The following is a 12,780-nucleotide window of genomic DNA, read 5'->3' as shown; positions in this document are numbered from 1 at the left end:
ATTTACTGCCGATATCGGACATCTCTTTTCCGTGAAAGTGTGCATGCTGCCTATCTCTATTCGGGTACTCACACTATCCCCCAAGCGTAATTCTGTAAACGCATGACTAATAGGCTCTTTTTATCATCCGTTCTGGGATAGTGCGAATCGGTCACGGATAAGCGTGCTCGCTTTTGGCTGTCTCTAGCCGATAAGCGGGTTAAGCATCCAGTGGTTAGCCATGCTACCGCCGATCAGTTGTCGGCACCTAACACGCCATCGTATTGGCAGATTTGTAGATGAGTGTATCAAGCCGTGTGTGGGTTTTCGTGCGCTGTTATCTAAAATGTTAGATGGCACAGGTTTTGTGATATGGATACAAAGGTGGGCTTTGGCTCAGCTAAAGGTTAGGTTAGGTTAGCGGACATCAGCCCTATCTCGATAAATAGTCACTTCAAATAAATGCTAGAGCAGTCTCGATTGACAAGACTTAGTTTGGGAACTAGTTTTGTGGCTCGGTCCCGATGGAAGGAGCGCCCCTTGGGCAATTGGAGCCCAAGCCGACGCAGCCATTGGGACTTTTTCTATAGTTCACACAATCCTCTCGGAGGATCTATCGGCTATATGCCATTTGTGTTCACGTAGTAAACGTTTATCCTCATTAGCTGTGAACACTGAGCTAGATTATTGATCTCAAAACGAATTTAAGCCCTGATGGAAGGTGCGCTCCTTGGGCAATTGGAGCCCTTGCAAACGCAGCTATTAGGGCTTTTCTATTTCTCTACCCTAATCCAGCGTTTTGAGCTATCGATTTGTCACCTGATTTATTTTGATGCGAAACAGCAAGAGTAGTGCGTTCTTGTTTGACTAAGTGTTTGACTAAAAATCAGCAGGTACAAAAAGGCGTAGTAGGTACTAACCTGCTACGCCTTGCTATGACTGGTGGCCCCTCCCAGACTTGAACTGGGGACCAATCGATTATGAGACGCTTTTTGGGTGTTTTTGCATGAACCGCAGCGAACAAAGAAGAACAATTTAACCCAATAATATCATGTATTTATATCGTTTTCTTTGTTTTTCCTTGTTCATCAAAATTCATGGAAGTATGATTGATTTGCTACATATATGCTACACAGAATCGATGGGTAGACACCAAGGACGCAAAGCATCATGCCTCTTAAAAAGAAGATCACCGCAAGCAGTATCAAGCAGTTTTCGGTTGAGGATAAACGCATCAACGATACCGAGATTCATGGCTTTCATGCTCGTATCTCAGCAACGGGGCGCATTGTTTACTACCTCTACTACCGACATGATGGCAAACAGGTTAACTACAAGCTCGGAACAGCACACGACCTAACCCCAGCCCAAGCGCGTGACCTTGCTAAACAAAAGGCAGGTGACGTTGCCAAAGGGAACAACGTACATGATGAAAGGAAGCAAGCGCGCCAAGAAAGCCAACGCCGCAAACACCTCAAACTCCCCGTTTACCTAGACGAGCGATACCTACCCTACTTGCAAACCCGTAACCCGAAAACGGCCCAGCGTATTGTGAACCACATAAAAAGCCGCTTTGCGTTTTTGATGGATAAAGAGCTCGACCAAATTACCGCATGGGAAGTTGAGAAATGGCGAAGTGAGCAACGGAAAAAGGGTAAAGCCGCATCGACAATTAATCACAGTGTGAACTCACTTAAAGGCGCATTATCTCGCGCTGTTGAATGGGGATTAATCGAATCACACGAACTGACCAAAGTGAAAGCCATCAAGGCCGACAATACCCGCCTACGCTATCTCACCGACATGGAAGAGAAGCGATTACGGCATGCTATCAAGCATCGAGACCAAGATATTCGCCTAGCTCGCCGTTCGGCCAATGAGCATCGGGCTATACGTAATTACTCGTTGTATCCATGCTTAGATGATGTCACGTTCGTGGATTATGTAGAGCCTCTTATCCTGCTAGCTATCAACACAGGGCTACGCCGAGGCGAACTACTCAGCCTTGAATGGCGTGATATCTATTTTTCTGAACGCTATCTTCAAGTGCGCGGCGGGAATGCAAAATCAAAAGAAGGCCGCATAGTACCACTCAACAATGAAGCCTATGACACACTGGCAAGCTGGCGAGAGCAAAATCCCGAGGCCACCTACCTCTTTGAGGGCAAAAACGGCCAACCGCTTACCGACGTTAAAAAGCCGTGGGGAACCGTATTAGGGCTTGCAAATATTGAAGGCTTTAACTTCCACGACCTCCGACACCATTTTGCCAGTAAGCTAGTGATGGCAGGCGTCGATCTCAATACCGTTCGGGAGCTACTAGGCCACGCCGACCTAAAAATGACGCTAAGATATGCCCACCTAGCACCAGAGCATAAGGCAGCGGCTGTTAGTTTGATTGGGAAAAGGTAAACAACTAGGTATGCATTTTCTATCAATCACTTATGTGAGCCTCCTAAAAAGTAATTTAGGGATAAGAGGATGATGGCCTCCGCAAAAAACACCTTTAAATTGGCTCGCATTTTCCTTTTGTACAATAATGCGGTTGTGTGTTTAGGGCATTAATGTCTCATTGATTCTAGTGATGATTTGAGTAGAATGTGCACAACTCAGAGTGAGGCTGGAAAAATGATAGAAGAAATAGCTAACAAAAGACATTTAAAATCAAACTCTTACAAGAAAAAAGAGACCAAAGAAAATACCCAGCAACCCAACGTTGTTAATCTACATTCTTACTCGGCTAAGAAAGCAGATGATCTAGCACTTGCTCGAATCCTATCACGAGCCAACAAGCAGACTTGGTAGCTCGTCACATACATCTCGTTTTCCATACATTATTATGCTCTCCATTGCTTATAAAGCTATCAAGGGAGAGCATAATAGATGGCAAGTCCTCAGAGAAAAACCACTCCTAGTGGTTCCTTGAACCAAAATAGTTCCCATAATTCAGAAAACAAAGACCCAATAGAATTAATCGAAGAACGTCAAGCTAATGATTTAATTATTGGATTTTGCGGTGCTGTTGGTTCTGGCATAAAGTCATTACGTTTAGCACTAGAAGAATCTTTAAAAGATCATGGCTACACGTGTGTTCACATACTTATTAGTGATCTTATACTGCAACTAAGTGAAGAAAAAAAGCCTTCAGATCCGAAGGAGAGATATATAAAGCTACAAGATTTAGGTGATAAATTACGTGAAAAATATAGACAGACTATTTTAGTTGAAGCTGCAGTTCAAGAAATATCAAAATATAGAGAAAAAGAAAAAAGTGAAGAAAACATTAAATCAGAAGAAAAGGTTAACTCAAAAACAGCATTTTTAATTGATCAACTTAAAAACCCAGCAGAAGTAGAGCTTCTTAGGCTTGTTTACCAAAACAACTTTTATTTTATAGGTTCGTTGAGAGAGCTCAGTCAAAGGAAAAGAAACCTCAGAGATGAAGGTATAAAACCAGAAGATATAGACAATATAATTCATAGAGATAGGAAGTCTAATGAAGGCTATGGACAACATTCTGCAAAAACAATTTTAGATGCTGACTTTTTTATCAGGAATAATCATAGTCATAAAAGTGATCTAAAAAATAAAGCAGAAAGATTTATCGGATTAATTCACGGAAAGAATGGCCTAAGCCCCACAATAGAAGAAAAAGGTATGTTTTCTGCTTTTTCTTCATCCCTCCAGTCTAGTTGCTTATCTAGACAAGTAGGCGCCTCGATATTAGATGAGGACGGTACTGTATTAGCAACAGGTCGAAATGATGTACCAAAAGCAGGAGGTGGCCTATATTTATTTGAAGATAAAGAAAACGACTTTAGGTGTATTCACAAAGGAGGGAAATGTTACAACGATTATCACAAGAATAAAAACTTTAACAAACTAAGAGATATCCTTTCTAACTCCGTTATAGAGCTAATAGATGAATTAAAGATTAATTTAATCAACACGATTACTAATGAAACAGATTTAGAAAAAGAAAAAATAACCCCATTAATAGAATCATTTATTGAAAATAAGCAAAAAACTAATCTCACATGGATTGAAGATACTGTTAATAAATTCAATAAGACACCTATTGGATCTTTAATTGAATACTCCCGAGCCATTCATGCAGAGATGGATGCAATTATATCTCTGGCAAGACACGGTAATGAGTCGACCTCTGGAAAGATCCTTTTCTCGACCACTTACCCATGCCACAACTGCGCACGCCATATTGTTGCTGCAGGGATAACGAAAGTGATTTACATTGAGCCTTATGAAAAAAGTCTTGCTCTTGACCTTCACGATGATGCAATAACAGAACAAGAGCAGTCTGGTAAGGTCATATTTCAACTTTTTGAGGGTGTTGCACCAAGAAGATACCAAAGGTTCTTCATGAACGGTGGGGCTCGTAAAAAAAACGGGGAAGCCAGACGGTATACAAAAGATAAAATATCACATATAGATATTCAGTTCTTAGACAGTTATCGAGATTATGAGGATAGAGTAGTGAGACAGCATCAAGAGATACTCGTCAATAAAGAAGGCAATGATTCATAAGGTTATTTGATATAAAACACTTCCCGACAGCAATTATAAAAATGAGGTTGTCGGGTAACATTTCAATTTCCTATCGTTGGAAATAGTAAATCTATCTAATCCTTAAATACTATAGAGGCATTAAGGATGCAAAACCGTCGCTTTTACCGCCTAGATGAAATCCACGATGTCACCCCTATCACCAAAGGCGACCTATTGGCCGCTGTCGAGGAAGGGCTGCTTTCCCTGTGCGCATGGGTAGATGAAAAATCGATGGGGGCGATGCTTGCGGCCGAAGAGGGCCATAGGCCTACTCTGGCAAACCTGTTCGCCTACAAGGGCGTACTAGGCCTAACACAAGACCAGTCAATAGCCTGTATTCATTCAAAAACCGCTCCTATTCGTCACGCCCTGATACTGGAACCTGACCGCGTTAGCCACTGGCGGGAGGTCAAAAACGATTTCCCAGACGCCGAGAACGGCCCATTTACTCGGGTATCCTCCCTGCCCCAGAGGCCTATGGCCCCCTTTATGGCCTATGGGGCCATAGGCACCAAGGCGACCTATGGGCAAGAAGCGAGGCAACTGGCCCAAGCAGGCCCAGAGGAATGGAGTCGTCAGGGATTTTCAGGCCTATGGGACGCCCTAGCCAAAACAGGTAGGGCGTTAGAGGCCAAGCCATTGGCGATAGATGCTGACCAATTGCGGTTTGATTTGCAGGCCGTCAATACCGCCTTAGACCTACGCCCAGAGGGCGAAACAGGCCGAAGCATTTCCGCCCCTGATACCGGAAATATTGAAACCCACCCCATCAAAATCATGATTCGAAAAGTATTGGCAGGGGATCGCGACGCTAAAGCCCTAAAGGTTTGGCATGCCATCAAGCGAGACCATCAAAACGACGCTCACCAGATTGATGAAGACGGCCTCATTACGGGCATCAACCATGACGAAATCGAGTGGTTTGGCCGTGGGGATCATATCAATCGCATCACTTACAAAACCTTCAAAAACTACGTCTCTGATATCCGTAAAAGCCTTTAGATAAAAACTGTCCCAGCCATTATCCCAGCTAGCGTCCCAAGCTAGTTGGGACGCTTACGGTATCTCCCAACGAACACACGGAGATATCGTTATGCACACTGAACACATTCATAAACGCGCATACACAGAACAAGAAACCGCTGCTTACATCGGTATGAGCCGTTCTTTCCTACGTCAATCACGCATGGAAGGCCATCGACTCAACCGCACCGAAGCGCCACCATTTATCAAAATTGGCCGCGCGGTACGTTACCTCAAAGAAGATTTGGATAACTGGTTAGATCAGCACCGCAAACAGGCGCACCTCAGCTATGGAGAGCGTGAGCATGCCTAAGCTGAATAAACATCAACAATCGGTTATCCGTACGATGCAAGCAGGGCATTGGTTTGAGCTATGTGCTGATTATCGCGTCAATCAGGCCGGATACATTGGCTCAACAGGGTTTGATATGAAATTAAACCCACGCACTGTCTTTAAGCTCTATCGAGAAAAGCTCATCACGTACCGAACCACCTACCCCTACGGTATCAAGTGGTATGTTTTTGAGCTCACACCAGCAGGGAGGGCATTAGATGTTAGCCATTCCTGAAACTGAATTTTCTCAAATTGACTGGGATGATAAGGCGTTCGTGAAAGAGCGCCTTTGTCGCTTGCCGGATAAAGCGCAAAAAATCCTGTTCAAGCACTATCGCGCTATTTCTAACAAGCAAGCGCGAAACACCTACCTACGCGAGCTCACCGACAGCCTGATGAGCAAGCTCACCGTGTCGCCCGAAAAGTTAAACCTCAATATTTCAGAAGACGCCTTGCGAGAAGAGGCGGAAAACCTTGTTGATTCCGCACTGGCGATTAGGCGTGAATTAATGGGGGACGAACAGCAAACAATCGCTACCCTACACGCCCTATGTGCCAGCCTTGGCGTGCTGCCTCCCGATGAGGAGAAATACACCCTAGAGGGTCGGCTACGTCGTATGTCCGATAAATCATGGTGGCTGCGCAAACTTCGAAAAGCCCAGCGCAAGAACATTGAAACCGTGATGCGACACCTCAATGAGGTAAACCGTCGCAAATCTATCTACTGCTCCGAAGAAACCCTAAGCGCCCGCGCTTCTCAAAAGTTTCACCAAGAGCAATACCTTGCGAACACGACAGTTACCAATCAACTAGGGCAAAGCTTTAGCCTGCTGGAATTATCGAAAAAGGGCGTCGCTGATCCGAAAATTCGCAAAACCGAGCTCATGGTGAGGGCGCGAGGTTTTGAAGATCTAGCCAATGAGCTCGGCCATGTGGCGACCTTCCTCACCATTACGTGCCCGTCTAAATATCACCGCAGCTATGCGACAACGGGCGATGAAAACCCTAAATGGGGAGGCTATACGCCTGCTGAGGCTCAAGATTACCTCAACGACATTTGGAAACTTATGCGTGCCAAGCTACAGCGCGAGGAAGTGCGATTCTATGGCTTTCGCGTTGTGGAGCCACAGCACGACGGTACACCCCATTGGCATTTGCTGTTGTTCGTCGAACCTGCGCATTACGACACCCTCATCACTACCATGAGAGATTACGCTTTACGGGAAGATGGCGACGAAATAGGCGCTGAGCAGCACCGCTTTACGGAAGTGAAGATTGACCCTAACAAGGGCTCAGCGACGGGGTATATCGCGAAATACATCTCAAAAAACATCGACGGTGATCATCTTGATGCAGGTATCTACGGTGAAGACCCGAAATGTGCAGCGGCGCGCGTCGATGCATGGGCGGCGTGCTGGAGCATTCGCCAATTTCAACAGCTGGGAGGGTGTTCGGTGACGGTTTGGCGTGAATTACGCCGCTTAAAGGCAATGATGGCAGAAAGTCAGCTAGTGCAGGATATTCACGGCGCAGCCGACAAAGGCAACTGGAAAAGCTTTACAGATCTGATGGGGGGCGTATTCTGCAAGCGCACAGAGCAGGCTATAGCCCCTCATTATGAGCTGGCTTTTGATAGTGATACAGGCGTGGTGAAAACGTCTATGTATAGCGAAGACGAGCTTTTAAAGGTGCTTAAAGGCATCTCAGCAGGCGGAAAGGCCATCATCACCCGAACCAACGAATGGCATCTGTCATGAAGACAGATGCGCTTTTACTTGGAGTTCTGTGAATAACTGTATTTTATCGGAAATTTGATATGGTCAACGCCGAACAAACTCCAACGCCTTGCACTGGCGAAGATGAAATGGGGAAGCTTTTAGATATATGCTGGCAAAGCTGAGCCCGAAAAGGCGCAGAGCGTGGATTACCTTAGCAGGACTAGTTACTCAAGCTTCTTAAGCGTTTCTTTGGATGTACGCACGAAGATGAGTCCTTGCCGTTGATTCCGGCTTAAGGCCTCTCAATTCAGTGTCTCTGGTGGTGCCATCTGGCAGATAAACCGTAAGTACATCATCAAAGATTGAATACTCTGCTGTGTGGACGACACCTTCGTGTTCTATCGATATTTCTTCGTTCATTTCTTACTCTACTATTCTTCTTGAAAAAATTGCCAGTTTTTTAGGGACTTGACCATACCAAACGCTCCATATCGATGAATATTGTGCTGTCTTTTTACTCGTTTTATAGGCTGGCATACTGACCTCCTCAGGTCGTCGATGCGTGTCCAGTAAAACGGATCAAGTCCACTGTCCCTCTTGAAGCGTTTGTTATGCTTACATTTTCAAATATTCTATACGATTGTGTAATTCTCGAACCAAAGACCAAAACTCAATAAAATGTGGAGGGATAAAAAATATATCATTCAACTCGATCAGCTCTTTACCTGTTATCCGAAGATAATGTGCACTATTTATTTTAGCCAGACAATCAAGTATGTCTTTATCGATTGCAAAATAGTACGGTTTCAGCTCTCCGAGATACTCTATTACTGGAATTACTGTGTAGATAACAAGCAAATCTTTATAGGTCTTAGGTTCGTATTTACAGTTTGGATATTGAATAATTCCATTTGAACGATCTATGCTTACGTCTAGCGCAGAGCCTCGTTCTAGCCAACGACTAACCGTATCAATATCTGCATTAGCAGCAATATAACCTTTAGCTACTTTTTCATTAAAAATGCATGTTTCGACAGCATATTCAACTTGATCTACAAGTTCTTTCAATTTTGGATAAATAACTCTATTAATTCTTTTTTGGTTACGATTTTCTGATAATTTCGTAGTAAGAAAGAAAAACACAAAGCTCGAAAACAAAGAGAAAATAAAAGATCCAAAAAGGCTATTACCTATGGAGCTTGTTCCCAACATATAACCAAACCCAATGCAGGTGACGACTAATGCTATGAAAACTACGCCACTAGGATAATCAAAATTTTTCATCAAACCTCAATTAATGTATGCATAACGCCGTTGTCTAGCGAATCCCCTCATAAATATCAGTTGAAACAATGAGGTAGACACGCATCGCTCCCTCTGATCTAATGAATTTCGCCAAAAACACACTTGGCACAGGCAGATTCAATAGCGATGCTAACGATGCGTAATGACCAAATCCTACTACAAACACTGTCAAAGAAGTGCACCAAAATTCACAAAAAACGGCTGATTCCCCTCAACAAGTTTGGGCGTATGCTTGAGACGCAAACCTCAGTTAAACATGCGATTAAACGTATAGGCCGCCTATTAGGCAATACGCTGTTGCATCAAGAGAAAAATCTCATTTATCGCTGGCATGCGCATCTGATTACGCGCGCCAACTCTTTTCCCGTCATCTGGTTGATTGGTCGGATGTACGTGAGCAATGCGCTATGTGACACTGTGTACTTTCACTAGCTCCTACGTAAGAACGATCATTAGCGGTGATGTCTACGATGCAATGTGATCCTGTTTTTAAAGCAACGTATACTCGATAGTCGCCGCCGAAAATCCGAAAAAGTCACCATTATTGCCTGTGTACGTAAAATGATAGTGATCTTAAATTCGATGCTCAGAGACGGCGTGATGTGGGATAAAAATCTCGCTAAAATTTAGGATTGACGACATACTCGTTTGTTAGCCATACTTATGCACGCTTCATTTTGCTTGCTAATTTGTTGTTAATTTGAATTTTTTTGTCAAGTTGGTTTCGAGTAAGCTTGCGCTTTCGCATAACGTCTAAGTAAAAGCTTTTTTCCCAATCATTAATCCAACCTTTGTCGTAAGCATGAGATATTGCCTCTGCATTTAACGATTTCTCATCGTCTTTTCTAACTCGCTTTATTGCTTGGAAAATTTTATCTGATGGTAAACCAATGAACTTTTTAACACAGCAGTTTCCAACAGTCGCATAGTTAGAATTTAACTTGTTCTTAAGGTTACAAATTTCAATGATAGGGAAATGCCCACACAAACAACGCTCTGGCTCGTCTGCTTCGTATATTTCGTACAGAGTCCATTCAGATTTAGCTACATCCCAAAGCTGCGATTGAGACAGCTTAATTATTTCTTCTGTTAATTTATATTCCGACATACTTACCTCGTATGGCTAACGCCGCGTTAAGTGGTGAGCAACGCCTACCACCCTACCTAAACCATTGTGCCGTAAACACTTAAGCTGAAATAAACCGAAAATGCCAAGCGTTGGGAATCCGTCTTAAACGCTTTGTATGGATAATCTCACCCGTATTTGGGTAAAGTGAGACCCAGGCTTTAGCTGCAACTAAAGCTTTCTAATGTGCAGTTCGATTGAACGCTGGCTCCTCTGTCGAGAGACCGATAACAAACATGAACGCACCTTAGAACTCCAAGCACCAAACTCGAATACTCGACTGGGTCTCGAACCCGTATTACGCAAACAAGAGTTAGCTTATTATGAATACTGCATCCAATCAAAACATCTACATCGGCGTCGATACCGGCAAAGCGCAACTCGACATCTACGTCAGACCAACTGCGCACTTCTTCTCTGTGCCAAACACTGATAAAGGCATTAAAGATGCATTGAAAATCATCAAGCCATATCAGCCTGAGCGCATCATCATTGAAGCCACTGGCCGATTAGAAATGCCCTTTGTGCTCGCGTGTATTGAAGCCAATTTACCCATCGTACGCGCCAACCCTGTGCACATTAAACGCTTCGCCGGCGCCATTGGCCGCAGAGCGAAAAATGACCGCTTAGATGCTGAGTTAATTGCACATTATGGCGACGCCATTAAGCCTGAAATCACCATTATCAAGGCGGAAAATATACGTCTAATGAGTGACTTAGTCATCAGGAGAAACCAGCTCCTATCTATGCAAACGATGGAAAAGAACCGCTTGCAGATACTGCCCAAAACCTTGCATTCAACCATCAAACCCATGCTCACTGCGATGAAAAATCAAATCACCAACATCGAACAAAAACTCGTGAAGTTGATTGAAGCATGCCCTGAATATCAGACTAAAAATACGCTCTTACAAAGCGTGCCTGGCATTGGCAGCATTGCGGCAGCATCTATCATCAGTAACGTCCCTGAGCTGGGCTATATAACTAACAAACAAGCGGCATCACTCATTGGTGTTGCACCCGTGACAAAAGAAAGTGGGCGATATAAAGGCAAACGAGTGATCCAAGGTGGACGTGCTCAAGTTCGTACCGTGTTATATATGGCGATGATGTCTGCGATGCAATGTAATCCTGTTTTTAAAGCGACGTATACCCGATTAGTCGCCGCTGGAAAGCCGAAAAAAGTCGCCATTATTGCCTGTGTGCGCAAGATGGTAGTGATCTTAAATTCGATGCTCAGAGACGGCGTGATGTGGGATAAAAATCTCGCTAAAATTTAGGATTGACGACATACTCGTTTGTTAACTGGCTTTTCTAGCGACGACTAAACCATGATTACTTGAACCCAGTAAACTTGGTTCATCACAATTTGCTAAGTGATAGTCTAACCAAATTTGATATTGATATGGCGTAAAGTTATTTACACCGTTAGATATATAGCGACCAAAACCATCTGTCGCAGAGTGTCCGATAACACTGAAACCTTTGTCTTGTAACAAACTTTCCACTTCAGTTGGTGTGGCGAAATACCCTACATTGAAAAAGGTATCTGCTTTCGAGCTTGAAACTGTACCATGTTTATTTAGTTCGATTAGTACTTCTGGAGTCACCAGTTCTGGAAACTGTTGAGCGAACATCCCCGCGACAAAAAAACGAGATATATAGGCAACTGCTAACACTCCCTCCGGCTTCAAAATTCGCAATGCTTCGTTTATCGCCAGCTCTCTTTCAAGTTGAGTTTTCAAATGGTAAAGAGGGCCTAGGATTACACAAACATCTTGAGAATTACTTTCGATAAATGGAACGTCACATGCATTACCCTCAAACACTTTTAATTCGATGCCCTCAGATTTTGCTTTGGTATTTAAAATGTCGACTTGGTCAGGCACAAGCTCTACAGCTGTTACATCACAGCCCATTTTTGCAAAAGTCAAAGAATAGCGACCTGTAGCTGCTCCCAATTCACACACCGATTTACCTTTTGACAAATAGGGCATTAGTTTATGCATTGTTGTGTCAAACTCTAGCTGTGCGATGTACTGCCGAGTTAGCCTTTCATCTTCATTTGCACCCGTATATTGGGCTATAAGCTCTTCCAATGTTAAATACTCCTTTTGCCAGTTAACGCCCTGTTAAGGTGTGAGCAACGCAATACCGATGTCACCGCAGACCACCTTAAACACTAAACGCAACGCATAGCAACAATGCTACGCGTTGCGAATCACTCTTAAACAGATTGTTATGTGCCTTGGCCGTTAAACTAGAACCACATAACTTATTCATATTGTTATAGTTTTAGATTCCACAGTTGAATAGCTCATAAAAGAACATCACCTTTAACAAGTACAATGTTCTTCCAACTTTGCACATTCATCACAATATGAACACTCGCACTCTTCTTCTTTTTCTCCACAATTTTCACAAGTAGAACATGAACAAAAATCGCTTAACTCACCACAACCATCACATTTTTCACAAATGCATTCATGTTCCTTTTGTCCACATTCATCACAATACGAACACGTGCAACAACTTCCAGGCAAAGCACATCCATCACAAATTTTATCCATATCATCAATCATTATTTTTACCTCTATTATTTATAAAACACGGTATATCACAAGCACATAACATTGTATTAGCGCGCATACTCGATTTCCCAAAATCGTTATCCGCACAATTTTCTACCTAACCGACTGATCCCACGTGGATTTTTACTCTTTAATCGA

The 12,780-nt window shown here is 43.4% G+C and carries 11 protein-coding genes and 1 pseudogene; 9 read left to right on the top strand and 3 right to left on the bottom strand.

Features of this window, described 5'->3' with window-relative positions; translation table 11 throughout:
* The first annotated feature begins 693 nt into the window (after window positions 1–693).
* The 7 genes from N7E60_RS02085 (at window position 694) to N7E60_RS02055 (ending at window position 7,659) form a co-directional block, all read left to right on the top strand.
* Complete coding sequence (locus N7E60_RS02085; protein WP_269597985.1) at window positions 694–831, top strand: hypothetical protein; 138 nt, start codon at window positions 694–696, stop codon at window positions 829–831.
* Window positions 832–1,149: 318 nt separating this feature from the next.
* Window positions 1,150–2,391: a site-specific integrase gene (locus N7E60_RS02080; RefSeq protein WP_269597984.1), complete on the top strand. Its 1,242-nt coding sequence runs from the start codon at window positions 1,150–1,152 to the stop codon at window positions 2,389–2,391.
* A 471-nt stretch (window positions 2,392–2,862) separates the two neighbouring features.
* The gene (locus tag N7E60_RS02075; RefSeq protein ID WP_077674930.1) at window positions 2,863–4,524 is read left to right on the top strand and encodes an anti-phage dCTP deaminase; all 1,662 of its coding nucleotides are present in this window, start codon (window positions 2,863–2,865) and stop codon (window positions 4,522–4,524) included.
* A gap of 126 nt (window positions 4,525–4,650) precedes the next feature.
* The gene (locus N7E60_RS02070) at window positions 4,651–5,547 is read left to right on the top strand and encodes a hypothetical protein (protein WP_077674929.1); all 897 of its coding nucleotides are present in this window, start codon (window positions 4,651–4,653) and stop codon (window positions 5,545–5,547) included.
* Window positions 5,548–5,638: 91 nt separating this feature from the next.
* Entirely contained in the window at window positions 5,639–5,881 is a 243-nt protein-coding gene (locus N7E60_RS02065; RefSeq protein WP_077674928.1) for a helix-turn-helix transcriptional regulator, read from the top strand.
* Window positions 5,874–6,137, top strand: a complete 264-nt coding sequence (locus N7E60_RS02060) for a hypothetical protein (RefSeq protein ID WP_077674927.1) — start codon at window positions 5,874–5,876, stop codon at window positions 6,135–6,137. The genes N7E60_RS02065 and N7E60_RS02060 overlap by 8 nt, the downstream gene beginning before the upstream one ends.
* Window positions 6,121–7,659 (top strand): replication endonuclease, encoded by a 1,539-nt coding sequence (locus N7E60_RS02055; RefSeq protein WP_269597983.1) that lies wholly within the window; start codon window positions 6,121–6,123, stop codon window positions 7,657–7,659. The genes N7E60_RS02060 and N7E60_RS02055 overlap by 17 nt, the downstream gene beginning before the upstream one ends.
* 576 nt (window positions 7,660–8,235) lie before the next feature.
* Here the strand turns inward: N7E60_RS02055 and N7E60_RS02050 are convergent.
* Window positions 8,236–8,904, bottom strand: coding sequence for a hypothetical protein (locus N7E60_RS02050; RefSeq protein ID WP_077674925.1), 669 nt, complete (start codon window positions 8,902–8,904; stop codon window positions 8,236–8,238).
* 473 nt (window positions 8,905–9,377) lie between these two features.
* Between N7E60_RS02050 and N7E60_RS02045 the strand changes: the two are divergent.
* Window positions 9,378–9,555: pseudogene (locus N7E60_RS02045) on the top strand (IS110 family transposase); the annotation flags it as partial.
* Between the two features lie 31 nt (window positions 9,556–9,586).
* Here the strand turns inward: N7E60_RS02045 and N7E60_RS02040 are convergent.
* Window positions 9,587–10,033: a hypothetical protein gene (locus N7E60_RS02040; protein ID WP_077674923.1), complete on the bottom strand. Its 447-nt coding sequence runs from the start codon at window positions 10,031–10,033 to the stop codon at window positions 9,587–9,589.
* Window positions 10,034–10,374: 341 nt separating this feature from the next.
* On the opposite strand from N7E60_RS02040, the gene N7E60_RS02035 reads away from it, so the two are divergent.
* Entirely contained in the window at window positions 10,375–11,331 is a 957-nt protein-coding gene (locus tag N7E60_RS02035; RefSeq protein WP_269597982.1) for an IS110 family RNA-guided transposase, read from the top strand.
* Window positions 11,332–11,352: 21 nt separating this feature from the next.
* Here N7E60_RS02035 and N7E60_RS02030 read toward each other — a convergent pair whose 3' ends face one another.
* Window positions 11,353–12,150, bottom strand: a complete 798-nt coding sequence (locus N7E60_RS02030; protein WP_269597981.1) for a class I SAM-dependent methyltransferase — start codon at window positions 12,148–12,150, stop codon at window positions 11,353–11,355.
* Window positions 12,151–12,780: the final 630 nt, after the last annotated feature.

The organism is Salinivibrio proteolyticus (assembly GCF_027286365.1).
Taxonomy (GTDB): Bacteria; Pseudomonadota; Gammaproteobacteria; order Enterobacterales; family Vibrionaceae; genus Salinivibrio; species Salinivibrio proteolyticus.
Note: the sequence above shows the minus strand (reverse complement) of the source record. Positions and strands in the feature narration are given on the sequence as shown.